Annotated in this window: 20 protein-coding genes and 7 tRNA genes; 5 read left to right on the top strand and 22 right to left on the bottom strand. The window is 51.9% G+C overall.

The window, feature by feature from the left end; genetic code table 11:
- Window positions 1-23: 23 nt before the first annotated feature.
- From ybeY to miaB, 3 genes are all read right to left on the bottom strand, one after another.
- Window positions 24-497: an rRNA maturation RNase YbeY gene (gene ybeY, locus OGX66_RS10125; RefSeq protein WP_003022773.1), complete on the bottom strand. Its 474-nt coding sequence runs from the start codon at window positions 495-497 to the stop codon at window positions 24-26.
- Window positions 494-1,540 (bottom strand): PhoH family protein, encoded by a 1,047-nt coding sequence (locus tag OGX66_RS10120; RefSeq protein ID WP_003022776.1) that lies wholly within the window; start codon window positions 1,538-1,540, stop codon window positions 494-496. The genes ybeY and OGX66_RS10120 overlap by 4 nt, the downstream gene beginning before the upstream one ends.
- 206 nt (window positions 1,541-1,746) lie before the next feature.
- The gene (gene miaB / locus OGX66_RS10115; protein WP_003847380.1) at window positions 1,747-3,177 is read right to left on the bottom strand and encodes a tRNA (N6-isopentenyl adenosine(37)-C2)-methylthiotransferase MiaB; all 1,431 of its coding nucleotides are present in this window, start codon (window positions 3,175-3,177) and stop codon (window positions 1,747-1,749) included.
- A gap of 145 nt (window positions 3,178-3,322) precedes the next feature.
- Between miaB and ubiF the strand changes: the two genes are divergently transcribed.
- Window positions 3,323-4,498: a 3-demethoxyubiquinol 3-hydroxylase gene (gene ubiF / locus OGX66_RS10110; RefSeq protein ID WP_136345846.1), complete on the top strand. Its 1,176-nt coding sequence runs from the start codon at window positions 3,323-3,325 to the stop codon at window positions 4,496-4,498.
- 120 nt (window positions 4,499-4,618) lie between these two features.
- On the opposite strand, the gene OGX66_RS10105 is transcribed toward ubiF, so the two are convergent.
- The 12 genes from OGX66_RS10105 to nagB form a co-directional block, all read right to left on the bottom strand.
- Window positions 4,619-4,693 (bottom strand) — tRNA-Gln (locus OGX66_RS10105).
- Between the two features lie 36 nt (window positions 4,694-4,729).
- Window positions 4,730-4,804 (bottom strand) — tRNA-Gln (locus OGX66_RS10100).
- 43 nt (window positions 4,805-4,847) lie between these two features.
- Window positions 4,848-4,924: transfer RNA gene (locus tag OGX66_RS10095), tRNA-Met, on the bottom strand.
- Between the two features lie 21 nt (window positions 4,925-4,945).
- A tRNA-Gln gene (locus tag OGX66_RS10090) sits at window positions 4,946-5,020 on the bottom strand.
- A 37-nt stretch (window positions 5,021-5,057) separates the two neighbouring features.
- A tRNA-Gln gene (locus OGX66_RS10085) sits at window positions 5,058-5,132 on the bottom strand.
- 23 nt (window positions 5,133-5,155) lie between these two features.
- Window positions 5,156-5,240: transfer RNA gene (locus tag OGX66_RS10080), tRNA-Leu, on the bottom strand.
- Window positions 5,241-5,249: 9 nt separating this feature from the next.
- Window positions 5,250-5,326, bottom strand: a tRNA-Met gene (locus OGX66_RS10075).
- Between the two features lie 224 nt (window positions 5,327-5,550).
- The gene (asnB, locus tag OGX66_RS10070) at window positions 5,551-7,215 is read right to left on the bottom strand and encodes an asparagine synthase B (protein WP_003847376.1); all 1,665 of its coding nucleotides are present in this window, start codon (window positions 7,213-7,215) and stop codon (window positions 5,551-5,553) included.
- A 299-nt stretch (window positions 7,216-7,514) separates the two neighbouring features.
- Window positions 7,515-8,267 (bottom strand): ribonucleotide monophosphatase NagD, encoded by a 753-nt coding sequence (gene nagD, locus OGX66_RS10065; RefSeq protein ID WP_003022792.1) that lies wholly within the window; start codon window positions 8,265-8,267, stop codon window positions 7,515-7,517.
- 166 nt (window positions 8,268-8,433) lie between these two features.
- Window positions 8,434-9,654: a DNA-binding transcriptional regulator NagC gene (gene nagC / locus OGX66_RS10060; protein ID WP_003022796.1), complete on the bottom strand. Its 1,221-nt coding sequence runs from the start codon at window positions 9,652-9,654 to the stop codon at window positions 8,434-8,436.
- Window positions 9,655-9,662: 8 nt separating this feature from the next.
- On the bottom strand, window positions 9,663-10,811 hold the full coding sequence (gene nagA, locus OGX66_RS10055) for an N-acetylglucosamine-6-phosphate deacetylase (protein WP_003022800.1): 1,149 nt from the start codon (window positions 10,809-10,811) through the stop codon (window positions 9,663-9,665).
- 60 nt (window positions 10,812-10,871) lie between these two features.
- Window positions 10,872-11,672, bottom strand: coding sequence for a glucosamine-6-phosphate deaminase (gene nagB / locus OGX66_RS10050; protein ID WP_003022803.1), 801 nt, complete (start codon window positions 11,670-11,672; stop codon window positions 10,872-10,874).
- 342 nt (window positions 11,673-12,014) lie between these two features.
- Here nagB and nagE point away from each other — a divergent pair, with 342 nt between their 5' ends.
- From nagE to OGX66_RS10030, 4 genes are all read left to right on the top strand, one after another.
- Window positions 12,015-13,964, top strand: a complete 1,950-nt coding sequence (gene nagE / locus OGX66_RS10045) for a PTS N-acetyl glucosamine transporter subunit IIABC (RefSeq protein ID WP_136345847.1) — start codon at window positions 12,015-12,017, stop codon at window positions 13,962-13,964.
- Between the two features lie 186 nt (window positions 13,965-14,150).
- On the top strand, window positions 14,151-15,818 hold the full coding sequence (gene glnS, locus OGX66_RS10040) for a glutamine--tRNA ligase (protein ID WP_003022809.1): 1,668 nt from the start codon (window positions 14,151-14,153) through the stop codon (window positions 15,816-15,818).
- A 435-nt stretch (window positions 15,819-16,253) separates the two neighbouring features.
- Complete coding sequence (gene chiP, locus OGX66_RS10035) at window positions 16,254-17,660, top strand: chitoporin ChiP (RefSeq protein WP_003835544.1); 1,407 nt, start codon at window positions 16,254-16,256, stop codon at window positions 17,658-17,660.
- 49 nt (window positions 17,661-17,709) lie between these two features.
- Entirely contained in the window at window positions 17,710-18,042 is a 333-nt protein-coding gene (locus tag OGX66_RS10030; protein ID WP_003022817.1) for a ChiQ/YbfN family lipoprotein, read from the top strand.
- Window positions 18,043-18,093: 51 nt separating this feature from the next.
- Here the strand turns inward: OGX66_RS10030 and OGX66_RS10025 are convergent, their stop codons facing one another.
- The 7 genes from OGX66_RS10025 to fldA all read right to left on the bottom strand — a co-directional run bounded on the left by OGX66_RS10025 (window position 18,094) and on the right by fldA (window position 24,392).
- Complete coding sequence (locus tag OGX66_RS10025) at window positions 18,094-19,389, bottom strand: MFS transporter (protein WP_049003253.1); 1,296 nt, start codon at window positions 19,387-19,389, stop codon at window positions 18,094-18,096.
- Between the two features lie 53 nt (window positions 19,390-19,442).
- Window positions 19,443-20,582: a tricarballylate utilization 4Fe-4S protein TcuB gene (gene tcuB / locus OGX66_RS10020; RefSeq protein WP_049003255.1), complete on the bottom strand. Its 1,140-nt coding sequence runs from the start codon at window positions 20,580-20,582 to the stop codon at window positions 19,443-19,445.
- Complete coding sequence (gene tcuA / locus OGX66_RS10015) at window positions 20,569-21,972, bottom strand: FAD-dependent tricarballylate dehydrogenase TcuA (RefSeq protein WP_136345848.1); 1,404 nt, start codon at window positions 21,970-21,972, stop codon at window positions 20,569-20,571. Before tcuA ends, tcuB begins: the two co-directional genes overlap by 14 nt.
- 97 nt (window positions 21,973-22,069) lie before the next feature.
- Window positions 22,070-22,996, bottom strand: a complete 927-nt coding sequence (gene tcuR, locus OGX66_RS10010) for a tricarballylate utilization LysR family transcriptional regulator TcuR (RefSeq protein ID WP_016149789.1) — start codon at window positions 22,994-22,996, stop codon at window positions 22,070-22,072.
- Window positions 22,997-23,125: 129 nt separating this feature from the next.
- Entirely contained in the window at window positions 23,126-23,572 is a 447-nt protein-coding gene (gene fur, locus OGX66_RS10005) for a ferric iron uptake transcriptional regulator (RefSeq protein WP_003022836.1), read from the bottom strand.
- Window positions 23,565-23,651 (bottom strand): ryhB-regulated fur leader peptide, encoded by an 87-nt coding sequence (locus OGX66_RS10000; RefSeq protein WP_049259739.1) that lies wholly within the window; start codon window positions 23,649-23,651, stop codon window positions 23,565-23,567. Before OGX66_RS10000 ends, fur begins: the two co-directional genes overlap by 8 nt.
- 210 nt (window positions 23,652-23,861) lie before the next feature.
- Window positions 23,862-24,392: a flavodoxin FldA gene (gene fldA, locus OGX66_RS09995; protein WP_003022839.1), complete on the bottom strand. Its 531-nt coding sequence runs from the start codon at window positions 24,390-24,392 to the stop codon at window positions 23,862-23,864.
- Window positions 24,393-24,533: the final 141 nt, after the last annotated feature.

The raw sequence follows: 24,533 nt of genomic DNA, 5'->3' as shown, positions 1-24,533 counted from the left end.
AAGCGCCGCCATCCGGCAAGCTACTATTCTGCAATCTTCTCGGCAATGTACGGATCCTCATAGCCCAGAGCAAGCATAATCTCTGTTTCGAGGGATTCCATTTCCTCCGCTTCATCGTCTTCGATATGGTCGTAGCCGAGTAAATGCAAGCTTCCGTGCACCACCATGTGCGCCCAGTGGGCCTCAAGCGGCTTACCTTGTTCCTGCGCTTCTTTCTCGACGACCTGACGGCAGATGATCAAATCACCCAGCAGCGGCATCTCAATGCCCGGCGGGGCTTCAAACGGGAAAGAGAGCACGTTGGTGGATTTATCTTTCCCGCGATAGGTCAGGTTGAGCTCATGGCTTTCCGCGTCATCGACCAGACGAATGGTTACTTCAGACTCTTCCTGAAACTGCGGGATCACCGCATCCAGCCACCCCTGAAACTGACTTTCTGTGGGTAAACCGGATTCGTCTTCACATGCCAGCTGTAAATCGAGAATAACCTGACTCATTTTTGTTCCTGCTCCTGAGCTTCGCGCTTGCGTTCTGCAGCCTGCTCGGCTTTACGTTTCTGTTCTGCTTCTTCCCAGGCTTCATACGCCGTGACGATACGAGCCACCACCGGATGGCGAACCACGTCTTCGCTATGGAAGAAATTAAAACTAATCTCGTCGACCTCAGCCAGCACTTCAATGGCATGACGCAGACCGGACTTGGTGCTACGCGGCAGGTCAATCTGGGTGATATCGCCGGTGATAACCGCTTTGGAGTTAAAGCCGATACGGGTCAGGAACATTTTCATCTGTTCGATGGTGGTGTTCTGGCTCTCATCAAGAATGATGAACGCATCGTTGAGTGTACGTCCGCGCATATAGGCCAGCGGTGCAACTTCAATGACGTTACGTTCAATCAGCTTTTCAACCTTCTCAAAACCGAGCATTTCGAACAGCGCGTCATACAGCGGTCGTAAATAGGGATCGACTTTCTGGCTGAGATCCCCCGGCAGGAATCCCAGTTTTTCGCCCGCTTCCACTGCCGGACGGGTCAGCAGAATACGACGGATCTCCTGACGCTCAAGCGCATCAACCGCAGCGGCAACAGCGAGATACGTTTTACCCGTACCCGCAGGGCCAACGCCGAAGGTGATGTCGTGATCGAGGATATTCGCAATGTACTGTGCCTGGTTCGGCGTACGCGGCTTAATTACCCCGCGCTTGGTTTTGATGTTCACCGCTTTGCCAAATTCAGGCACGCTGTCTGCGCTTTGCTCAAGCACACGCGCTTCTTTGATCGCCAGATGAATTTGTTCAGGCTCGATGTCCTGTGTCTGACCGCGCATTGGGGCGGTATCGACGTACAGACTACGTAAAATATCTGCCGCAGCGGTGACGCAAATTGGGCGGCCGGTCAGTTTAAAGTGGTTATCACGGCGGTTAATTTCGATGCCGAGGCGACGTTCCAGCTGTTTGATGTTGTCATCAAATGGGCCGCAAAGGCTCAACAGGCGGGCGTTGTCTGCGGGTTCAAGGGTGATTTCGCGAGTGTCTATGTTCAAACTGTTCCTCTTATGCATGTCTCGCCGGACGCTGAACATTTACCGGCATCTAAGGAAATTATTCACGCCATGGGGGAAAGGCGCAAGCATTGCAATAAATATGGGGATGCCAGGGCTGATTACAAGGCCCGCCGGGACAGCGAGCCCAGAAGTGTAGGCCCGATAAGTGTAGCGGTATCGGGCCTTTTTTACGTCTTTCAGCAGGATTAAGGCTGATAAATACCAACACCCAGATCGTTTTCTTTGCGGGTACGCGCAATGACCGATTCAGGGGATTCTGCGATGCGCAGGCCCATTTCGTCTTCGGTACGCACCACTTTTCCGCGCAGGGAGTTCGTCCAGACATCGGTAATTTCAACATCCACAAACTTACCGACCATATCCGGGGTACCTTCAAAGTTCACCACGCGGTTATTTTCGGTACGCCCTGACAGTTCCATAATGCTCTTACGCGATGTGCCTTCAACCAGGATGCGCTGGGTCGTACCAACCATACGACGGCTCCAGGCCATAGCTTGCTGGTTGATACGCTCCTGTAGAATGTACAGACGCTGTTTCTTCTCTTCTTCTGGTACGTCATCAACCATATCGGCGGCAGGGGTGCCAGGACGCGCAGAGAAGATAAAGCTGTAGCTCATGTCAAAATTGACGTCAGCGATCAGCTTCATGGTCTGCTCGAAATCCTGCGTGGTTTCACCTGGGAAGCCAACGATGAAGTCGGAGCTAATCTGGATATCCGGACGCGCATCGCGCAGTTTGCGGATGATCGCTTTGTATTCCAGCGCCGTGTGGGTACGTCCCATCAGGTTCAGTACGCGGTCTGAGCCGCTCTGTACCGGCAGGTGCAGGAAGCTCACCAACTCTGGCGTATCGCGATAAACTTCAACGATATCATCGGTGAATTCGATCGGATGGCTGGTGGTGAAGCGGATACGATCAATGCCGTCGATTGCTGCTACCAGACGCAGCAGATCGGCAAAGGATCCGATCGTGCCGTCGTAGTTTTCACCACGCCAGGCGTTCACGTTTTGCCCCAGCAGGTTCACTTCACGCACGCCTTGGGCTGCCAGCTGGGCGATTTCAAACAGAATATCATCCGCCGGACGGCTGACTTCCTCACCGCGGGTGTAGGGAACCACGCAGTAAGTACAATATTTATTACAACCTTCCATGATGGACACAAACGCGCTTGGACCTTCAGCACGCGGTTCCGGCAGGCGGTCGAACTTTTCGATCTCCGGGAAACTGATATCAACCACCGGGCTACGGGTCGTGCTTCCACGCACTTTGTTGATCATTTCCGGCAGGCGATGCAGCGTTTGCGGCCCAAAAATAATATCGACGTAATGCGCACGCTGGCGAATATGATCGCCTTCCTGAGACGCAACACAGCCACCGACCCCAATGATGAGCTTGGGATTTTTCTCTTTTAACAGTTTCCAGCGGCCCAGTTGATGGAACACTTTTTCCTGAGCCTTCTCACGGATTGAGCAGGTATTCAGCAGCAGCACATCCGCTTCTTCCGCCACGTCAGTCAGTTGATACCCATGAGTGGCATCCAGCAGATCGGCCATCTTCGATGAATCGTATTCGTTCATCTGACAGCCCCAGGTTTTAATATGGAGTTTTTTGGTCATCGACTTGCTCTTGCGAAATTGTGGCTGAAATGCAGGGCGCATAGTGTACTGCTTTGGCGCGGTTGTGACCAGTATGACGGATGTCAGCCTCAAGGGGTAAAAAATCCTGTAAACTTACACAATACATGTAACTGGAAAATTGACCATGACAAATCAACCAACGGAAATTGCCATTGTCGGCGGGGGGATGGTCGGCGGCGCGCTGGCGCTGGGACTGGCGCAGCATGGATTTTCGGTAACGGTGATTGAACATGCCGCTCCTGCGCCGTTTGTTGCTGGCGGACAGCCTGATGTCAGAATTTCGGCCATTAGCTCCGCCTCCGTGTCGTTGCTGAAAGGGCTGGGCGTCTGGGATACGGTTCAGGGAATGCGTAGCCATCCTTACCGTCGTCTGGAAACGTGGGAATGGGAAAATGCCCATGTGATGTTTGATGCCGCCGAGCTTAAGCTGCCTTTGTTGGGCTATATGGTGGAGAACACGGTCCTGCAACAGGCGCTCTGGCAGGCGCTGGAAGTTCACCCTAAAGTTACGCTGCGCGTGCCGGCGTCGCTTCTCTCTTTGCATCAACATCACGATCGGCATGAACTTGAACTGGCAGACGGTGAAAAAATCAGCGCGAAGCTGGTTATCGGCGCGGATGGTGCAAATTCTCAGGTGCGGAAAATGGCCGGGATTGGCATTCATGCCTGGCAGTATGCGCAGTCCTGTATGTTGATTACCGTGCAATGCGAGCATTCGCCGGGAGACAGCACCTGGCAGCAATTTACCCCTGACGGTCCGCGCGCGTTTTTACCGTTGTTCGATAACTGGGCCTCGCTGGTGTGGTACGACTCACCAGCTCGCATCCGCCAATTGCAAGCGCTAAATATGCCGCAACTGCAGGCGGAGATCGCTAAACATTTCCCTTCACGACTCGGTAACGTTACGCCTGTGGCGGCGGGGGCATTCCCACTTACGCGTCGTCATGCGCTGCAATATGTGCAACCGGGGCTGGCGCTGGTAGGTGATGCCGCGCATACCATTCACCCACTGGCGGGGCAGGGCGTTAATCTGGGTTTTCGTGATGTCGATGCGTTGATTGATGTGCTGGTGAATGCGCGCAGCTACGGTGAATCCTGGGCCAGTCAGTCGGTGCTCAAGCGTTATCAGAATCGCCGTATGACTGACAATTTCATCATGCAAAGCGGTATGGATCTGTTCTATGCCGGATTCAGCAATAACCTGCAGCCGCTGCGTATTATGCGTAATCTCGGGCTCATGGCCGCAGAGCGCGCTGGCGTACTGAAACGTCAGGCACTGAAGTATGCGTTAGGGTTGTAGCTCGAGTGGTGCCTGATGGCGCTACACTTATCAGGCCTACAAGTCATGTAGGCCGGGTAAGTCTTGCCATCACCTGGCGTTAGAAAAGCAAAAAGCTCGCCGAAGCGAGCTTTTTTAATATGGCTGGGGTACGAGGATTCGAACCTCGGAATGCTGGTATCAGAAACCAGAGCCTTACCGCTTGGCGATACCCCAACGGGTGCACCCACAAAGTGGACGACTTTTTGAAATTGGCTGGGGTACGAGGATTCGAACCTCGGAATGCTGGTATCAGAAACCAGAGCCTTACCGCTTGGCGATACCCCAACAATTTTTTGGATTTACCGAACGAGTCGATACGTCCTTAATATGGTGGCTACGACGGGATTCGAACCTGTGACCCCATCATTATGAGTGATGTGCTCTAACCAGCTGAGCTACGTAGCCAGATACTATCATATTCTTCGATGGCTGGGGTACCTGGATTCGAACCAGGGAATGCCGGTATCAAAAACCGGTGCCTTACCGCTTGGCGATACCCCAATGACCGTTGCGGTGAACCGCTATATCGAAGAAAAAATGGCTGGGGTACCTGGATTCGAACCAGGGAATGCCGGTATCAAAAACCGGTGCCTTACCGCTTGGCGATACCCCATCCGTGCAACGCTTACGGGTGAATGGTGCGGGAGGCGAGACTTGAACTCGCACACCTTGCGGCGCCAGAACCTAAATCTGGTGCGTCTACCAATTTCGCCACTCCCGCAAAAAAAGATGGTGGCTACGACGGGATTCGAACCTGTGACCCCATCATTATGAGTGATGTGCTCTAACCAGCTGAGCTACGTAGCCATCTTTTTTTTCGCGTAACCTTATCGGCGTTGCGGGGCGCATTATGCGTATTGAGCCTTGAAGCGTCAACCCCTTTTTCATTGAAAATAGCTGGAATGTGACTGTTTGGTTAGGTTGCGAACAGCATGACGCAATATTCGGCAATTATTAGTTATTAATTGTTTTTTTGCACAGAAAACAGACATAAAAAAAGAGCCCCGCAGGGCCCTTTTCTAAGGATTAACTTATTTATAAGCGGACTGGTGTACGCCAACCGCACGACCAGACGGATCGTTCATGGTTTTAAACGCTTCATCCCATTCGATCGCTTTAGCGGAAGAACAGGCTACAGACGGTCCGCCAGGTACGCATTCCGCAGCGCTCGCAACCGGGAACAACTCTTCGAAAATCTCACGGTACAAATACGCTTCTTTAGATGATGGCGTGTTGTATGGGAAACGGAAGCTGGCGGTTTCCAGTTGTTGGTCAGAAACTTGTTCAGCAGCGACTTCTTTCAGTGTATCAATCCAGCTGTAACCGACACCGTCAGAGAACTGCTCTTTCTGACGCCATGCGACGCTTGCCGGCAGGTAGGACTCAAAACATTCGCGCAGAACGTGTTTTTCCATTTTGCCGTTGCCGCACATTTTGTCCTGCGGGTTGATGCGCATCGCCACATCAAGGAATTTCTTATCCAGAAACGGCACGCGTGCCTCCACGCCCCAGGCTGACATCGCTTTGTTGGCACGGGCGCAGTCGAACATATGCAGTGCCTGCAGCTTGCGCACGGTTTCTTCGTGCAGTTCTTTTGCATTTGGCGCTTTGTGGAAATAGAGATAACCGCCAAATACTTCGTCCGAACCTTCACCCGACAGCACCATTTTAATGCCCATCGCTTTAATTTTACGCGACATTAAGTACATTGGCGTCGAGGCGCGAATCGTCGTGACATCGTAAGTTTCGATGTGATAAATCACGTCGCGGATAGCATCCAGACCTTCCTGCACGGTGAAGTGGATCTCGTGGTGCACGGTACCCAAATGGTTTGCCACCTCTTGCGCAGCTTTCAGATCCGGAGCGCCTTCCAGGCCGACGGCGAAGGAGTGCAGCTGTGGCCACCAGGCTTCGCTACGTTCCTGATCTTCAACACGGCGTGCCGCGTATTTTTTAGTGATCGCGGAAATGACGGATGAATCCAGACCGCCGGACAGCAGTACTCCATAAGGAACATCAGACATCAGGTGGCTTTTAACCGCATCTTCCAGCGCCTGGCGCAGCTCGTTTTTATCGGTAACGTTGTCTTTGACTGCATCGTATTCAAACCAGTCGCGCTGGTAGTACTGACGAATTTCGCCGTCTTTACTCCATAAATAACTACCGGCCGGGAATTCTTTGATTGTGCGGCAGACAGGAACCAGCGCTTTCATTTCAGACGCAACATAGAAGTTACCGTGTTCGTCGTAACCCATATACAGCGGGATGATCCCAATATGATCGCGACCGATCAGATACGCGTCCTGCTCGCTGTCATACAGGGCAAAGGCAAACATGCCTTGCAGATCATCCAGAAACTCTGGGCCTTTTTCCTGATACAGCGCGAGGATAACTTCGCAGTCGGAACCGGTCTGGAACTGATAGCGATCGCCGTACTCAGCGCGCAGCGCCTGGTGGTTATAAATTTCACCGTTAACCGCCAGGATATGCGTTTTCTTCACGTTGTACAGCGGCTGAGCACCGGCGTTGACGTCGACGATGGACAGACGTTCGTGTGCCAGAATGGCGTTATCACTGGCGTAAATACCCGACCAGTCCGGGCCGCGATGGCGCATCAGACGAGACAATTCCAGGGCTTTTTTACGCAGCTCAACTGCGTCAGTTTTAATATCGAATACGCCAAAAATAGAACACATAACCTTCTCCGTTAACCTGTTGCGTGATGCTTTTTATGTTTGCTTGATAAAGAAAATGCCGCAAAGCGGAAGAGGGCGCAAGCGAATTGCGGGTCAGAAAATAAAAACTGCAATGGTCATTGTGGATTGGTGAAAAAAGATTACAGAATAGACGTGTTTATTGATGAATCGACAGTTTTATGGCGGTTTTATTGAATGGAGGGACTTCGTGGGGCGGATAAGACGATGACGCCGCCATCCGGCAATAACGCTGCATAATTGCCGAATAAGATGAACTCATGTCTTATCCGGCCTGCGAATCAAATCACATCAATTTCAGCAACAGACGGGTAAATCCAGCTTGGTCTGAACGGCATGTTGTCAATATCATCGAGCTTGGATACGCCAGACAGTACCAGGATAGTTTCCAGACCCGCCTGAAAACCTGCCAAAATATCGGTGCGCAGGTTGTCGCCAACAATGACGGTTTCTTCTGAGTGCGCCTGCATTTTGTTGAGCGCCGCGCGAATAATCCACGGGCTGGGTTTGCCGACATAAAATGGTTTACGACCTGAGATCTTCTCAATACCGGCACAGAGTGCTCCACAGGCGGGATAAAAGCCGCGACCGTGGGTATCCGGGTTAGTGGCGATAAAACGAGCGCCGTTGGCGACAAAATACGCCGCTTTATGCATCATGTCCCAGTTATAGGAACGCGTCTCGCCAACAATCACAAAATCGGGGTTCACGTCGGTAATGGTAAATCCAGCTTTATACAGTTCGTGAATTAACGCGCCTTCACCAACCACATAGGCCTTTTTTCCTTCCTGGCGACGAAGAAAATCAGCGGTAGCCATCGCGGAAGTATAAAAGACGCTATCAGGGACATTCACACCTGCGGTGGCGAAGCGGTTTGCCAGATCTTGCCCGGTCTGCGAAGGGTAGTTAGTCAGCAGGACTAACGGCAGACCTTTTTCCAGGATCCCAGTCAGAAATTCTGCCGCACCCGGTACAGCAACATTGTCGTGCATCAGCACGCCGTCGATATCACAAATTACATTCTTAATGGCCATGGACAATCCGACATTAAAAAAAGAAGGCATTACTATACACAAAATACACTACATCATTCGAGTCGCATCAAGGCGGCAAGTCTGCGAACCTCCGGAGCTTACTGAAGTAAGTGACCGGGGTGAGCAGATGCAGCTAACGCAGAGGCAGCTTGAAGGATGACGTGTATTAGCTTTCCAGCAAACGTTGCAGCAAAGTCCCGTTAAGCATTGCGCGTTTCACCAGCGCAAAGGCGCCAATGGCGGAGCGGTGATCCAGCGTGGACCGAACCACCGGTAAATTATGGCGAAACGCCTTCAACGCCTGCGTGTTGATACAGCTTTCTATTGCAGGCAGCAGTACTTTATCAGCCTCGGTAATTTCGCCCGCAATGACGATTTTCTGCGGATTAAAGAGGTTGATGGCGATAGCGATGGTTTTACCCAGATGGCGGCCAACATGCTCGATGACTTCTGCTGCCAGATTATCGCCTTTATTCGCTGCCTTACAGATGGCTTTGATACTGCAATCATCCAGCGTGAGCCGGCTTGGATAGCCTTGCTTTAGCAAGTTTTGTACGCGGTGTTCGATAGAGGCGTTGGCCGCAATGGTTTCCAGACAGCCGAAATTACCGCAGTGACAGCGCTCACCCAGCGGCTCAACCTGAATATGACCAATCTCACCGACGTTGCCATTGCGACCGATGAAAATGCGGCCATTGGAAATAATTCCCGCGCCGGTTCCGCGGTGCACTCGCACCAAAATGGAGTCTTCGCAATCCTGGCTTGCCCCGAAATAGTGCTCAGCCAGCGCCAGGCTGCGAATATCGTGACCAACAAAGCAGGTAACTTTGAAGCGTTTTTCGAGCGCTTCGACCAGCCCCCAGTTTTCGACCTGAATGTGTGGCATATAGCGGATGACGCCGCTTTCAGGATCGACAAGGCCTGGCAGGATGACAGAAATTGCGATCAGCTCGCGGATTTTCCGCTGACAGCTCTCAATAAAGATGGCAATGGTGTTGAGCAGCGCATATTCCAGCGTTTCCTGGGTGCGCTCCGGGAGAGGGTAATGCTCTTCGGCGACCACTTTACTGCTCATATCATAGAGAGTGAGCGTCGTATCGTGGCGACCCAGGCGTACGCCAATGGCGTGGAAATTGCGGGTTTCTGTGACGATAGAGATAGCGCGGCGGCCCCCGGTGGAGGCCTGCTGATCGACTTCTTTGATCAGCCCGCGTTCGATCAACTGACGCGTAATTTTGGTTACGCTGGCGGGGGCAAGCTGGCTTTGCTCGGCAATTTGAATTCGCGAGATTGGCCCATGCTGGTCAATCAGGCGATAAACCGCCGCGCTGTTAAGCTGTTTTACGAGATCAACATTACCTATTTGAGCTTGTCCGCCTGGTGTCATTCTTTCTCTTACTCAGTAACGACCTCGTTGCCATTAACGATGGTCTTGATAATTTTAAAGTCGTGCGTGAACGCAGTCAGGTTGGCTACTTTGCCTGGCGCGATGCTGCCGAGTTGTTTGTCGACGCCAATGGCGCGAGCAGGGTAGAGCGTTGCCATGCGCAGGACTTCGTCGAGAGCGATATTCGCATGTTCGACCAGATTGCGTACACCTTCAATCATGGTTAATGATGAACCGCTCAACGTACCGTTCTCATCAACACACAGTCCATTGCGGTAGTATATTGTTTTACCAGCGAAAATGAACTGTTCAATGTTTGCACCTGCTGGCGCGGTCGCGTCAGTGACCAGGCACAGCTTGTCGCCTTTCAGGCGCTTAGCATTACGAATGTTAACGTAATCAACGTGCAGGCCATCGGCGATGATACCGCAGTAGATATCGGCTTCATCAAGAATTGCGCCCGCCAGACCTGGTTCACGACCGGTAATGTACGGCATCGCGTTGAACAAATGGGTCGCAAAGCTGATGCCTGCGCGGAAACCGATTTTGGCTTCTTTGACCGTTGCATTGGAGTGACCCGCAGAAACCACGATACCGGCATTAACCAGTTTGGTGATGACCTCTACCGGGACCATTTCTGGTGCCAGTGTGACTTTGGTGATCACATCCGCATTATCGCACAGGAAATCAACCAACGCAGCGTCCGGCTGACGGACAAATCCAGGATTATGGGTACCTTTTTTCACAAGGTTCAGCCACGGGCCTTCAAGATGAAGTCCTAATGCCTGATTCGGGTGTTTCGCCAGGTATTCACGCATCACGCGAACACCCTGTTTCATCAGGTCATCGCTGGTGGTGATAAGCGTTGGTAAATAGTTGGTGCAGCCAGATTTTTCATTGGCTTTCTGCATGATTTCCAGCGTTTCAACGGTCACGGCTTCTGCCGTATCGTTAAACTGTACACCGCCGCAGCCGTTTAGCTGTACATCAATAAAACCGGGGGAAACAATGGCCCCATTCAGTGAGCGCTGTTCAATTCCTGACGGTAACTCAGCCAGTGGGCAAACGCTGTCAATCAGGCCATTGGCGACAACAATCGCATGGTCATCAAGAATTTCGTGACCGGTAAAGATCCGGCCCTGGGTTAAAGCATACATTCCGACCCCCGATTTCAAAAAATGCCGCCCTGCAACTCATCGACAGGGCGGAGACATCAATTACAGACCTTTAATATTTTCCGCTTCTAACTCGTTGAAGTATTTCAGCGTCTTCACTTTCAGTTCCATGGTGGAAGGCTCATCGCAGACCACAACGGCTTTTGGATGCAACTGCAGGCAGCTGATGGTCCACATGTGGTTAACGTTGCCTTCAACGGCGGCTTGCAGCGCCTGTGCTTTCTGGTGGCCCAGAACCAGGATCATCACCTCTTCGGCATCCAGCAGGGTACCCACGCCAACGGTCAGCGCATATTTAGGCACCTGGCTTACGTCGCCGTCAAAGAAGCGTGAGTTAGCAACACGTGTGTCGTGAGTCAACGTTTTGATACGGGTACGGGAAGCCAAAGAGGAAGCCGGTTCGTTGAACGCGATGTGACCATCGTTGCCTACACCGCCCATAAACAGGTGGATTTTACCGTAAGAACGGATTTTTTCTTCATACTGACGGCATTCTGCATCAATATCCGGCGCATTACCATTGAGGAGGTTGATGTTTTCTGCTGGAATATCAACGTGATCAAAGAAATTGCGGTGCATAAAGCTGTGGTAGCTTTCCGGATGCTCTTTCGGCAGGCCAACATATTCGTCCATATTGAAAGTAACAACATGCTTGAAGCTCACCTGGCCCGCTTTGTGCATTTCAACCAATGCTTTATAAGCTGTCAGCGGAGTACCGCCAGTCGGCAGGCCCAGAACGAACGGACGATCTGCCGTTGGTTTGAACGCGTTAATACGGTTAACGATATGGCGAGCAGCCCATTTGCCGACTTGTTCAGCGGTATTCAGGGGGATCAGTCTCATTCTTCACCTCAAAAGTAAATGTAAGCAATTGGCGGATTGAGTCTCTGTGCAGTATTAAGCGTAACCTGGTTTTGCATCGGTAAGGATCAATCCGTTTCGATTTTTTGAATGATAAAATAAGTTTTCGTAGTTAGCCAGTGTAAGGGAGGGTTGATAACGATATTTGGTGACTGAAATCACAAAAAACACGCGTTTAATTTGCGATACGAATTAATTTTTCACACACTCTGAATGTAGATGAATGGTTAATATCGTTGTTCCAGAATCTTGCTGTCAGGAATGGTCACACAATAAAAATATGGCTTCAAAGAAGCCTAATCGGGGTCTCGTAGGGGGAATAAAATGAATATTTTAGGTTTTTTCCAGCGGCTGGGTAGGGCGTTACAGCTCCCCATCGCTGTGCTGCCAGTCGCGGCACTGCTGCTGCGATTCGGCCAACCAGATTTACTTAACGTACCCTTCATCGCGCAAGCGGGTGGGGCTATCTTTGATAACCTCGCGTTAATATTTGCGATCGGTGTTGCTTCCAGCTGGTCAAAAGACAGCGCAGGTGCAGCAGCGCTGGCAGGTGCGGTCGGTTATTTCATATTGACCAAAGCAATGGTTACCATTAACCCTGCAATCAATATGGGCGTGCTGGCTGGTATCATCACCGGTCTGGTCGGCGGTGCCGTGTATAACCGCTGGTCTGGTATCAAACTGCCTGACTTCCTGAGCTTCTTTGGCGGCAAACGCTTCGTGCCGATCGCCACTGGCTTCTTCTGTCTGGTGTTGGCTGCTATCTTCGGTTACGTATGGCCACCGGTACAGAATGCCATCCATGCGGGTGGTGAGTGGATCGTGGGCGCTGGCGCGCTGGGTTCCGGTATCTTTGGTTTCATCAACCGTCTGCTGATCCCAACCGGTCTGCATCAGGTGCTGAATACTATCGCCTGGTTCCAGATTGGCGAATTTACTAACGCTGCAGGTACCGTATTCCACGGTGACATCAACCGCTTCTACGCGGGTGACGGCACTGCGGGTATGTTCATGTCTGGCTTCTTCCCGATCATGATGTTTGGTCTGCCGGGTGCGGCGCTGGCGATGTACTTCGCGGCTCCGAAAGCACGTCGTCCGATGGTTGGCGGTATGCTGCTGTCCGTTGCGATCACCGCGTTCCTGACCGGTGTTACCGAGCCGCTGGAATTCCTGTTCATGTTCCTGGCTCCGCTGCTGTACCTCCTGCACGCACTGTTAACGGGTATCAGCCTGTTCGTTGCAACACTGCTGGGGATCCACGCAGGCTTCTCCTTCTCCGCAGGTGCTATCGACTACGTGTTGATGTACAACCTGCCGGCAGCAAGCCAGAACGTCTGGATGCTGGTGGTGATGGGTCTGGTGTTCTTCGTTATCTACTTTGTGTTGTTCAGCGCGGTTATTCGTATGTTTAACCTGAAAACGCCGGGCCGCGAAGATAAAGAAGACGATATCGTTACTGAAGAAGCCAACAGCAACACTGAAGAAGGTTTGGCTCAACTGGCAACCAGCTACATTGCAGCGGTTGGCGGCACTGATAACCTGAAAGCGATTGATGCCTGTATCACTCGTCTGCGTCTGACCGTTGCCGACTCCGGTCGCGTAAACGATGCGATGTGTAAACGTTTAGGAGCATCGGGTGTCGTTAAGCTGAATAAGCAAACAATTCAGGTCATCGTGGGTGCGAAAGCTGAATCCATCGGCGACGAAATGAAGAAAGTTGTCGCGCGTGGCCCGGTGGCAGCAGCGTCTGGTGAAAGTGCGCCAGCAGCAGCGGCTCCGGCAGCAAAACCGCAGGCTGTAGCGAATGCAGTCACCGTTGAAGCGCTGGTTTCTCCGATTACCGGTGACGTAGTTGCGCTGGAGCAGGTTCCTGATGAAGCCTTCGCCAGCAAAGCTGTAGGCGACGGCGTGGCTGTGAAACCAACGGATAAAATCGTGGTTGCTCCGGCTGCGGGCACCATCGTGAAAATCTTCAACACTAACCATGCGTTCTGCCTGGAAACTGTTAAAGGCGCGGAAATCGTGGTCCATATGGGCATCGACACCGTCGCGCTGGAAGGTAAAGGCTTTAAGCGTCTGGTTGAAGAAGGTGCGGAAGTTACTGCAGGTCAACCGATTCTGGAAATGGATCTGGAGTTCCTGAACGCTAATGCACGTTCTATGATAAGCCCGGTTGTGTGCAGCAACAGCGATGATTTCGGCGCTCTGGTCATTAAAGCCGAAGGTCATGTGGTTGCCGGTCAAACACTACTGTATGAGATTAAAGGTAAGTAACTGCTCCTGAGTAAAGTGAGTTAAGTGCCTTAAGCGGCGGGGGATAGTCCTCCGCCGCTTTTTTTTGCAGCAATCGGCCCCAATATTTTCGTTTGATACGTATTTTACGTAACTAAGGGTTGTCAGTCTGCCTGGCTTATAAGATCATACTCCGTTATACGTTGTTTACGCTTTGAGGAATCCACGATGAGTGAGGCTGAAGCCCGCCCGAGTAACTTTATTCGTCAGATCATCGATGAAGATCTGGCCAGTGGTAAGCACACCACTATCCATACCCGTTTTCCGCCGGAGCCAAATGGCTATCTGCACATTGGCCACGCGAAATCCATTTGTCTGAACTTTGGCATTGCGCAAGATTACCAGGGCCAGTGCAACCTGCGTTTTGATGATACGAACCCGGTTAAAGAAGATATCGAGTACGTTGAGTCGATTAAAAACGACGTTGAATGGTTAGGTTTCCACTGGACTGGCGACATTCGCTACTCTTCGGATTACTTCGATCAGCTTCACGCCTATGCGGTAGAGCTTATTAATAAAGGGCTGGCGTACGTTGACGAACTGTCAGCGGACGAAATCCGCGAATACCGTGGCACGCTGACTCAGCCAGGCAAAAACAGCCCGTACCGCGATCGTAGCGTTGAAGAGAACCTGGCGCTGTTCGAAAAAATGCGTACCGGTGGCTTTGAAGAAGGTAAGGCCTGCCTGCGTGCGAAAATCGATATGGCTTCGCCGTTTATCGTGATGCGCGATCCGGTGCTGTACCGCATTAAGTTCGCCGAACACCACCAGACCGGCAACAAGTGGTGCATCTACCCGATGTACGACTTTACCCACTGCATCAGCGATGCGCTGGAAGGCATTACGCATTCACTGTGTACGCTGGAGTTCCAGGATAACCGTCGTCTGTACGACTGGGTGCTAGACAACATCACCATTCCGGTTCATCCGCGCCAGTACGAATTCTCGCGCCTGAATCTGGAATACACCGTGATGTCTAAGCGCAAGCTGAACCTGCTGGTGACCGACAAGCACGTTGAAGGCTGGGACGATCCGCGTATGCCGACGATCTCTGGCCTGCGTCGTCGTGGTTACACCGCTGCCGCGATCCGTGAGTTCTGCAAACGCATTGGCGTGACCAAACAGGACAACACCATTGAGATCGCTTCTCTGGAATCCTGCATCCGCGAAGATCTGAACGAAAATGCTCCGCGCGCGATGGCGGTTATCGATCCGGTGAAACTGGTTATCGAAAACTACCCGCAGGGCGAAAGCGAGCTTGTCACTATGCCTAACCATCCGAATAAACCGGAAATGGGCAGCCGTGAAGTACCGTTTAGCGGTGAAATTTGGATCGATCGCGCAGACTTCCGCGAAGAAGCGAACAAGCAGTACAAGCGTCTGGTGATGGGTAAAGAAGTACGTCTGCGTAATGCTTACGTGATCAAGGCCGAACGTGTTGAGAAAGATGCAGAAGGGAAGATAACCACCATTTTCTGCACCTACGATGCTGACACCCTGAGCAAAGATCCGGCCGATGGTCGTAAAGTTAAAGGCGTTATTCACTGGGTGAGCGCGTCCCATGCGCTACCGATTGAAATCCGTCTGTACGACCGTCTGTTTAGCGTGCCAAACCCAGGTGCGGCGGAAGACTTCCTGTCCGTTATTAACCCGGAATCGCTGGTCATTAAGCAGGGTTACGGTGAGCCGTCGCTGCAGGCTGCGGTTGCAGGTAAAGCGTTCCAGTTTGAGCGTGAAGGTTACTTCTGCCTGGACAGTCGTTATGCAACGGCTGACAAGCTGGTGTTTAACCGTACCGTTGGTCTGCGTGATACGTGGGCTAAAGCGGGCGAATAAGTCGCAACACATCCTCTCTAAACGCCGCTTTATGCGGCGTTTTTTTTCGCAAAAAAACCGTTTGACAGGCTCCGTTTGCGCAGCGAATTAATTACATGTCTGTAATAATAAATCGGCTGAATGTTTTTACGTTTAAATAACTTACCTCAATGTGAAATGGGCTGAAACCGATTTCATCTCTATGGAAAACAAGCGATTTTTTCATTTTTTCAACGCTTTTTTATCTCCCAATGAAAATGTAACAGAAAGCAATGAAATATGTGCGGTTGCTCATACTATTACATACTCGTTACAGAAAGAGATTGATAATTCGCGTCGCGAAAAATAGTCTATTCATTGTAGTCACTGAGGTTTTCTTGGCGCTACTTTTTTAATTTTTGTTTTTTCGCTGTCCGCTTATATCGGCAGCATTTTTATGTCAAAGAGGATTAACATATGCGTACGTTTAGTGGCAAACGTAGTACGCTGGCGCTGGCTATCGCCGGTATCACAGCAATGTCGGGTTTTGTTGTCGCTCCGCAGGTACACGCCGAAGGATTTATTGATGACTCAACCTTAACCGGCGGCATCTATTACTGGCAGCGTGAGCGTGACCGTAAAGATGTGACCGATCATGACAAATACAAAACCAACCTTTCTCACTCCACCTGGAACGCTAACCTCGACTTCCAGTCTGGTTATGCGGCCGATATGTTTGGTATTGATATCGCAGCATTTACCGCTATTGAAATGAACGAAAGTAGCGAAAGCGGCCATCCAAACGAAATCGCATTCTCTTCCAAAAATAAAGGCTATGACGAGGATTACTCCGGCGATAAGAGCGGGATTAGCCTTTATAAAGCAGCAGCTAAATTTAAATACGGCCCAACCTGGGCGCGTGCCGGTTACATTCAACCAACCGGGCAGACTTTGCTGGCACCGCACTGGAGCTTTATGCCAGGTACCTATCAGGGGGCTGAAGCCGGTGCCAACTTCGACTATGGTGATGCTGGCGCACTAAGCTTCTCCTATATGTGGGCTAACGAATATAAAGCGCCGTGGCACACCGAAGTCGATAAATTCTATCAGGCTGATAAAAAGACCAGCGTTGATTACCTGCATTCAATCGGCGCGAAATATGACTTCAAAAATAACCTGTTACTGGAAGCGGCATTTGGTCAGTCTGAAGGCTACGTCGATCAGTACTTCGCCAAAGCCAGCTACAAATTCGATTTAGGCGGTAACCCGTTTACTACCAGCTATCAATTCTACGGCGCACGTGACAAAGTTGACGATCGCACCGTGAACGATATTTATGACGGCACGGCCTGGCTGCAGGCGCTGACCTTCGGTTATAAAGTAGCGGAAGTGGTTGACCTGCGTCTGGAAGGCACATGGGTTAAAGCAGATGGGCAGCAAGGCTACTTCCTGCAGCGTATGACCCCGACCTACGCCTCATCAAACGGTCGCCTGGACGTGTGGTGGGATAACCGTTCTGACTTCAACGCCAACGGCGAAAAGGCAGTTTTCTTCGGCGCAATGTATGACCTGAAGAACTGGAACCTGCCGGGCTGGGCAGTGGGCGCGTCCTACGTTTACGCATGGGATGCCAAACCCGCTACCTGGCAGCTCAACCCGGATGCGTACTACGACAAAAACCGCACTATCGAAGAATCTTCTTACAGCCTGGATGCGGTCTACACCCTGCAGGATGGTCGTGCGAAGGGCACTATGTTTAAACTGCACTTCACCCAGTACGACAACCATTCAGATATTCCGAGCTGGGGTGGTGGTTACGGCAACATCTTCCAGGATGAGCGTGACGTGAAATTCATCGTTATTGCTCCGTTCACTATCTTCTAATGCCAATAGCGGCAGGCCGGGCGCCTGCCGCCTCGTTGAGGAACGTGCTATGAAAAAACTGATACTCATCGCCGTTATGGCATCAGGGCTGGTGGCTTGTACGCAATCCCCTGCACCGAAAGAAGACAGCCGTCTGAAAGAAGCCTACAGTGCGTGTATTAATACCGCTCAAGGATCGCCGGAAAAAATAGAAGCCTGCCAAAGCGTGTTGAATGTACTGAAGAAAGAAAAACAGCACCAGCAGTTTGCCAATGAAGAAAGCGTACGCGTGCTGGATTATCAGCAGTGTATCCAGGCTACGCGCACGGGTAACGATCAGGCCGTTAATGCTGATTGCGATAAAGTCTGGCAGGAAATTCGCAGCAAGAATGCCGCACAGTAATTCAAAAAATGAAAAAGACAACGGGCGGAGAATTTTCCGCCCGTTTGCATTTCAGAGCTTATTTTCCACTGGTTGATAACCCCGACTTAGCCGGACAAACAGCATTGCCGTGGCGGCGAGTCCGCAAAGTGCCGCGCACATCAGCCACCATCCCGGTGAGCTTTTATCCCCGGTTAGCTGAACCAGTGCCGTGGATATGACCGGCGTTAGGCCGCCAAAAATCGCCGTGGCAAGACTGAATGCCAGTGAAAAGCCCACCGTACGCACATAGACCGGCATCACCTCGGTGAGTGCGGCTACCATTGCCCCGTTATACATACCAAAAAAGAATGAGAACCAAAGCAGGACCAAGGTCATGCGTGTAAAATCTGGTGCGGCGGTGAGCCAGTGCATTACCGGCCAGGTGGTGATCAGAGCGAGTACGGTAATCCCCATTAACACCGGACGACGACCAATTCGGTCAGAAATGGCCCCGCCAATGGGCAGCCAGATAAAGTTAGAAATACCGACCAGCATGGTGACCACCAGGCTGTCGCGAGCGCTCAGGTGGAGTACAGCCCTGCCGTAGGTCGGGGTATAGACGGTGATGAAGTAAAATGTCGTTGTGGTCATCGCCACCAGCAGCGTACCTGCAGCGATAAGACGCCAGTTTTTGACGATAGTGGTGAAAATTTCCCGAGTGTCGGGGCGGTGCGTGCGTTGTAAAAATGCGTCTGTTTCCTGCAGCGAGCGGCGGAGCACGAAGATCAAAGGAATAATCATGCAACCAATAAAGAAGGGAATGCGCCAGCCCCATTCCGAGATCTGATCGTGTCCCAAAGTGGCGTTCAGACCGTAACCAATCAGCGCCGCTACCACAATGGCGACCTGTTGACTGGCCGACTGCCAACTGGTGTAGAAGCCTTTATTGCCAGGCGTGGCGATTTCCGAAAGATAAACCGAGACACCGCCTAACTCTACGCCTGCAGAAAATCCCTGTAATAATCGTCCAAGCAATACCAGCACGGGAGCCAGCAGGCCAATACTGTGATAGCCAGGTACCAGGGCTATCAGCAGGGTACCGCAGCCCATAATCGCCAGCGTCACCATCAGGCCTTTACGACGACCAATTCTGTCGATGTAAGCACCCAGCACAATGGCGCCAACGGGTCGCATTAAGAAACCCGAGCCAAAAACGGCGAAAGTTAACATTAGCCCGGCAAATTCACTCTCCGCGGGAAAGAAGGTCTTTGCAATATAGGTGGCGTAAAACCCGAACAGAAAAAAGTCGAACTGTTCGAGAAAATTACCGCTGGTTACCCGCAGTATTGCGCCGAAAGTTCCGGCGCGCGATGGTTGTTGTGTCATTGGGTCTGCTCCACTGTCTTATCATAATATTTATAGAGGTAAGAGTGTGCGGGTTAGTTGTCTGTGACCCCCGCCTGTTTGCCGCGCCGTTTCTCAATCGCCCACTTGAGTAAGGCTGCGCAGCGGTAAAATCCATGGGCAAATTTTCCGTAAGGAATGGTCAGAAAGAGCGCCATGACCACGCCGAGGTGAATGGCGAGCAAAATAGCCATCCAGGACGAGTCTCTTCCTGCCAGCAGGGCTAAACCGGTCAGACTGGTCAGCAGCAGCAGCAAAATAAAACCGCGATCCATCGGTTTTTGCCGTGCGTCGCCATGTAGCGGTGAGCGCTTGAGATTGAGCCATAGCAAGCCAGCCGGGCCGACAACCAGGCCAATGCCACCCAACGTGCCCAGCATGACCGGAACGCTGAAGAACGGATAGGGTGCTTCTATACCTGCGAAATAGTGATAGCCCGTCGCCACCACGGTGGCGGCAAAGCAGAGCAGAAAACCGTAGAAAGTGAAGTGATGAAAACGGCGCCGCATCAGAGTGAAGGCATCATCTGCTTCATTACAACCTTTACCGTGCCCACCATCGAGATACTTTAGTGTCAGCGCATCGTGTGAAGCTTCTGCAATTTCGACGGAACGTGGCATACCGGGAGAAATCTCGCGCCAGAAGCGGATAACGCCCGTCATCAGCAGACCTATCGCCAGAATAAATACCGAACCAAACATCCAGGCCAGCAGGTTATGCGGGAAAATTTGGTAGAAATCTCCGGCCAGCGGTGGATGGAGTAACGAGCCTTTTAACCCCATGGCGAGCAGTAAAAACAGGATCAGACCGAAAACCAGCGCCAGCGTCACGGTGACGCCTGCGCGACGATAAAGCGCTCCAAAGGCCGCGGGTTGCGCGTAGTGCTGATAGGTTTCAAGCCGGACTTCTGCCATCGCCTTCGGCACGTTGATGGCAAACTCATGAGGCGGGGCATACTGACAGGCGTGCAGGCAGGCACCGCAGTTATGGCACAAGTTTGCCAGATAATTGATATCCGCTTTACCGAATTCCAGGCGCTGCGTCATTGCCGGGAACACGGCGCAAAATCCTTCACAATAGCGACAGGCGTTGCAGACCTGCATCACGCGTTCAACTTCCGCTTCCGGTTCGGTGATAATTTGCGCGTCGATAATCAGTTTCTCAAGCTGCCTCATGACGAGTCTCCTTACGTGCGGCCAGCGCGGCTTCTTTTCCGGCAATACGGCCAAAAGTGGTACCGATTGACATGCCCACGCCTGCGGTGTAGCCCTTGCCCAGCACGTTGCCCGCCATCATCTCTCCGGCGACGAACAGGTTGCGGCTTGGCTGCCCGGCAAAGTGTACGGCAGCGCGTTCATTTACTTTTAACCCGAGATAGGTGAAGGTGATCCCTGGCCGCAGGGCATAGCCGTAGTAAGGCGGCTGGTCCAGTGGTCGCGCCCAGTGTGTCTTCGCGGGGGTTAACGCTTTTGTCGTGCAGTTATCCAGAATGGTATGGTTGAACTGGCCGGGCTGGCAGGCGTTGTTGTACTCCGTCACGGTGTGGGTAAAGTGTTCGCCATTCAGCCCCAACTGATGAGCCAGTTCCGCCAGCGTATTGGCCTGTGCGCCAGGAAAGACCGGAGGCATGAAGTGGCCGATGGCTTTACTGTCGATAATGGAGTAGCCAATCTGCCCGGGCTGTTGGGCGACCAGTCGTCCCCAAATGGCGTAGCGTTTGGGCCAGAAATCTTCGCCTTCATCATAAAAACGCTCAGCGTCACGGTTGACGACTATGCCGAGCGAAACACAGTCCACGCGGGTACAAATCCCGCCGTCATATAATGGCGCTCTGGCGTCAATGGCTACGCAGTGTGACTGGGAGGGTTCGCCGATGATGTCGGCTCCGGCATCGATCATAAATTTGAGCAGTACGCCCTGGTTAAAGCGCGTGCCGCGAATCAGAAAGTTATCTGCAGGCCATTCGCCGCGCTCGTTCTCTCCCCACGCTTCTCGCAGCCATTCGCGGTTTGACTCAAACCCGCCAGCGGCAAGCACGCAGGATTTCGCTGTAATACGCTCTTCACCTGCCAGCGCCGCCACGAACTCGCCATTACGCAGTTCAAGCGTCTGAACGGGGGTGTTATAGCGGATCTGCACTCCCAGTTTTTCTGCGCTGCGATAATAGGCATTCACCAGGGCCTTGCCACCGCCCATAAAAAAGGCGTTGGTTCGCGCCACGTGTAAAGCGCCAGAGAGAGGAGGTTGAAAATTGACGCCGTGTCGGCGCATCCAGTCGCGACACTGTGAAGAGGTGCGGATCACCAGACGAGCCAGGGCTTCGTTGGTATTTCCTTCCGTGACGCGCTGCAGATCTTGCCAGAACTCCTCTTCCGGATAGCTTTCCACCAGCACATCCTGCGGTGCATCATGCATACAGCGCAGGTTACGCGTGTGTTGGGAATTTCCCCCACGCCATTCCCGGGGAGCCGCTTCGAGTAGTAAAACGGAAGCGCCTTGCTCCCGGGCGGTAAGGGCAGCGCATAAGGCAGCATTGCCACCGCCAATCACCAGAACATCAACCATCGTATACTCCATTACCATTTAACTAATTGTTAAATTTGTAATTGAAATGTATGCGAACGGCTTGTGCTGGCGCTATGACGTAGTGCTAAAGAGGGCTTTAGTTATTGTAAAGGATGGCACCTGGCCAGCTTCCTGCTTCCACCAGTTGATGCATCACTTTCGTCAGCACCACGCGGGCTGCGAGGCCCGCCGGGGTGAGCTCATCGTCAGAGAGGCTCACCAGAAAGTTGGGGCGGCTAAGTATCGGATTATGGACGCCGATCACTCTTAGCGTCTCTTTATCGAGATGGGAAATCGCCGCTCCGGGTTGAAGAGTGGCGCCAATGCCACTGCGCACGGCGCGCATCAGCAGCGCCAGACCATCAATTTCTGTAGCGATCTCAATGTTCAGCGAGTGTTCCTGACAAATTGCTTCCAGCCTGCCGCGCAGACCGTGGCCTGGGCTGGGCATTATCAATGGAATACTCGCCAACTGGGCTGGGGCAATATTGTCATCGGTAATATCAGCCAGTAGGGCATGGGTCCCAATCAAAAACAGCCGTTCTTCGAGAATCGGTCTGGCACTCCAGCGCAGGATCTTTTCTTTTTGAAACACCACAGCCAGATCAATCTGGCGGGTATTAATCATCCGTTCCAGATTACCAGAGAGACTTTCCACCACATGCAGGCGAACATCGCTATAGCTTTCCCGCATGGCGTGAATAAAAGGCATACCGAGAACTGAAGCGGTACTGGGAGCCATGCCGACGCTGACGTGCCCGGAAAGCCGGGATTCACGCGCGGCGAGGATTGCATCGTCTGCGTGACGGAGCGCCAGCTGCGCCTGGGAGTAAAAAGCCAGTCCGGCGCTGGTGGGGGTCACGCCTCGCGAAGTGCGCTGCAGCAGGCGAATAGCGAGTTCGTTTTCCAGACGCGACATTTGCTGGCTGAGTGCCGAAACCCCGATATTGAGATCGAGCGCCGCGCTACCCATGCTGCCGGTTTCTACAATGCGCACAAAATAGCGTAGCTGGCGAAGTTCCATTTCGACTCTCCGGAAGGGGGCAATTGATTTTTACATTAAAGCAACACAGGAGCGGAGGGAAGGGGAAAAGGGCAGGTAATGCCCATAAAAAAAGCCAACCGGATGGTTGGCTTTTCAGAAAGCATTACATTATTTGCCGTCGTGGGCGTGCTCATCTTCGCGGCAATCGCCTTCGGCACAGTGACCGTAAAGATAGAGGCTATGGTTAGTTAAGCGAATGCCATGTTTAGCCGCAATCTCACGTTGGCGGGCTTCGATGGAATCATCGCTGAACTCGACCACTTTGCCGCAGTCAAGGCAGATGAGGTGATCGTGATGATGCTGTTGAGTCAATTCGAAGACGGATTTACCACCTTCAAAATTATGGCGGGTCACGATACCGGCATCATCAAACTGGTTCAGCACGCGATACACGGTCGCCAGACCAATTTCTTCACCCATATCGATCAGGCGTTTGTATAAGTCTTCCGCACTGACGTGATGGTTATCCGGTTCCTGAAGAACTTCCAGAATTTTTAAACGAGGAAGCGTTACTTTCAGGCCAGCCTTCTTTAATGCGGTATTGTTGTCAGTCATGCGGAATCTGTCCTGTAGCTAAACGATTCACTTCATTAACAGAAGTGACAGAAATTGCACTTGAGATAATGCGATTCATTATAGAACTGCCATGGCTAAATGAAAACTGCAAGTCTCTGGCATATATTGTTAATCAAAACGTGGTATCGCCGACAAACACACTGTGCAACACCCGATTGGCATCCAGCCATTGTACAGGGTCAGACGAAAAAGTTACAAATTTGTAGCAATTATTTTGATTGGTTTTATCTATTGATGCGGCGCAGATGGAAATCTGCGCCACACGAAATCAGGCATTAATGATTTCGTCGAGGTGCAGCTCTTCAGAGATCTGCTTAACCCATTTTTCTACGCGTTCTGCGGTCAGTTCAGGTTGGCGATCTTCATCGATAGCCAGACCGACAAAATGGTCGTCGTCAGCCAGACCTTTGGATGCTTCAAAGTGATAACCCGCCGTTGGCCAGTGACCAACGATGGTTGCGCCGCGCGGTTCGATGATGTCGCGAATGGTCCCTAACGCATCGCAGAAATATTCTGCGTAATCTTCCTGGTCGCCACAGCCGAACAATGCAACCAGTTTGCCGTTAAAATCAATGTCTTCGAGGGTAGGGAAGAAGTCGTCCCAGTCGCACTGCGCTTCACCGTAGTACCAGGTTGGGATGCCGAGCAGCAGAATGTCATACCCTTCGAGGTCTTCTTTGCTGCTTTTTGCAATGTCATGAACATCGGCAACGTCTTTACCAAGCTGTTTTTGAATCATTTTTGCGATGTTTTCGGTATTACCGGTGTCGCTGCCGAAAAAGATGCCAGTGATTGCCATGAGTAAAATAACCTCTTGAAACTTATTGAAATGGTGGTGGCGCATTGCCCACGGATAAGGGCAATCATAGCAGAACAGTCTGGCATGCGGAAACAGCAAACACGCAGGACTGCACTCTGTGCTACACGATTTATGATTTAG

Source organism: Citrobacter sp. Cf072 (assembly GCF_030334485.1).
GTDB classification, from domain to species: domain Bacteria; phylum Pseudomonadota; class Gammaproteobacteria; order Enterobacterales; family Enterobacteriaceae; genus Citrobacter; species Citrobacter freundii.
This window is presented reverse-complemented; position numbering and strand designations above follow the sequence as displayed.

Bases quoted from the DNA above. Each gene is read 5' to 3' on its own strand.
- ybeY (WP_003022773.1), bottom strand. From the start codon at position 497: ATGAGTCAGGTTATTCTCGATTTACAGCTGGCATGTGAAGACGAATCC.
- miaB (WP_003847380.1), bottom strand. From the start codon at position 3,177: ATGACCAAAAAACTCCATATTAAAACCTGGGGCTGTCAGATGAACGAA.
- ubiF (WP_136345846.1), top strand. From the start codon at position 3,323: ATGACAAATCAACCAACGGAAATTGCCATTGTCGGCGGGGGGATGGTC.
- asnB (WP_003847376.1), bottom strand. From the start codon at position 7,215: ATGTGTTCTATTTTTGGCGTATTCGATATTAAAACTGACGCAGTTGAG.
- nagD (WP_003022792.1), bottom strand. From the start codon at position 8,267: ATGGCCATTAAGAATGTAATTTGTGATATCGACGGCGTGCTGATGCAC.
- nagC (WP_003022796.1), bottom strand. From the start codon at position 9,654: ATGACACCAGGCGGACAAGCTCAAATAGGTAATGTTGATCTCGTAAAA.
- nagA (WP_003022800.1), bottom strand. From the start codon at position 10,811: ATGTATGCTTTAACCCAGGGCCGGATCTTTACCGGTCACGAAATTCTT.
- nagB (WP_003022803.1), bottom strand. From the start codon at position 11,672: ATGAGACTGATCCCCCTGAATACCGCTGAACAAGTCGGCAAATGGGCT.
- nagE (WP_136345847.1), top strand. From the start codon at position 12,015: ATGAATATTTTAGGTTTTTTCCAGCGGCTGGGTAGGGCGTTACAGCTC.
- glnS (WP_003022809.1), top strand. From the start codon at position 14,151: ATGAGTGAGGCTGAAGCCCGCCCGAGTAACTTTATTCGTCAGATCATC.
- chiP (WP_003835544.1), top strand. From the start codon at position 16,254: ATGCGTACGTTTAGTGGCAAACGTAGTACGCTGGCGCTGGCTATCGCC.
- OGX66_RS10030 (WP_003022817.1), top strand. From the start codon at position 17,710: ATGAAAAAACTGATACTCATCGCCGTTATGGCATCAGGGCTGGTGGCT.
- OGX66_RS10025 (WP_049003253.1), bottom strand. From the start codon at position 19,389: ATGACACAACAACCATCGCGCGCCGGAACTTTCGGCGCAATACTGCGG.
- tcuB (WP_049003255.1), bottom strand. From the start codon at position 20,582: ATGAGGCAGCTTGAGAAACTGATTATCGACGCGCAAATTATCACCGAA.
- tcuA (WP_136345848.1), bottom strand. From the start codon at position 21,972: ATGGTTGATGTTCTGGTGATTGGCGGTGGCAATGCTGCCTTATGCGCT.
- tcuR (WP_016149789.1), bottom strand. From the start codon at position 22,996: ATGGAACTTCGCCAGCTACGCTATTTTGTGCGCATTGTAGAAACCGGC.
- fur (WP_003022836.1), bottom strand. From the start codon at position 23,572: ATGACTGACAACAATACCGCATTAAAGAAGGCTGGCCTGAAAGTAACG.
- OGX66_RS10000 (WP_049259739.1), bottom strand. From the start codon at position 23,651: ATGAATCGCATTATCTCAAGTGCAATTTCTGTCACTTCTGTTAATGAA.
- fldA (WP_003022839.1), bottom strand. From the start codon at position 24,392: ATGGCAATCACTGGCATCTTTTTCGGCAGCGACACCGGTAATACCGAA.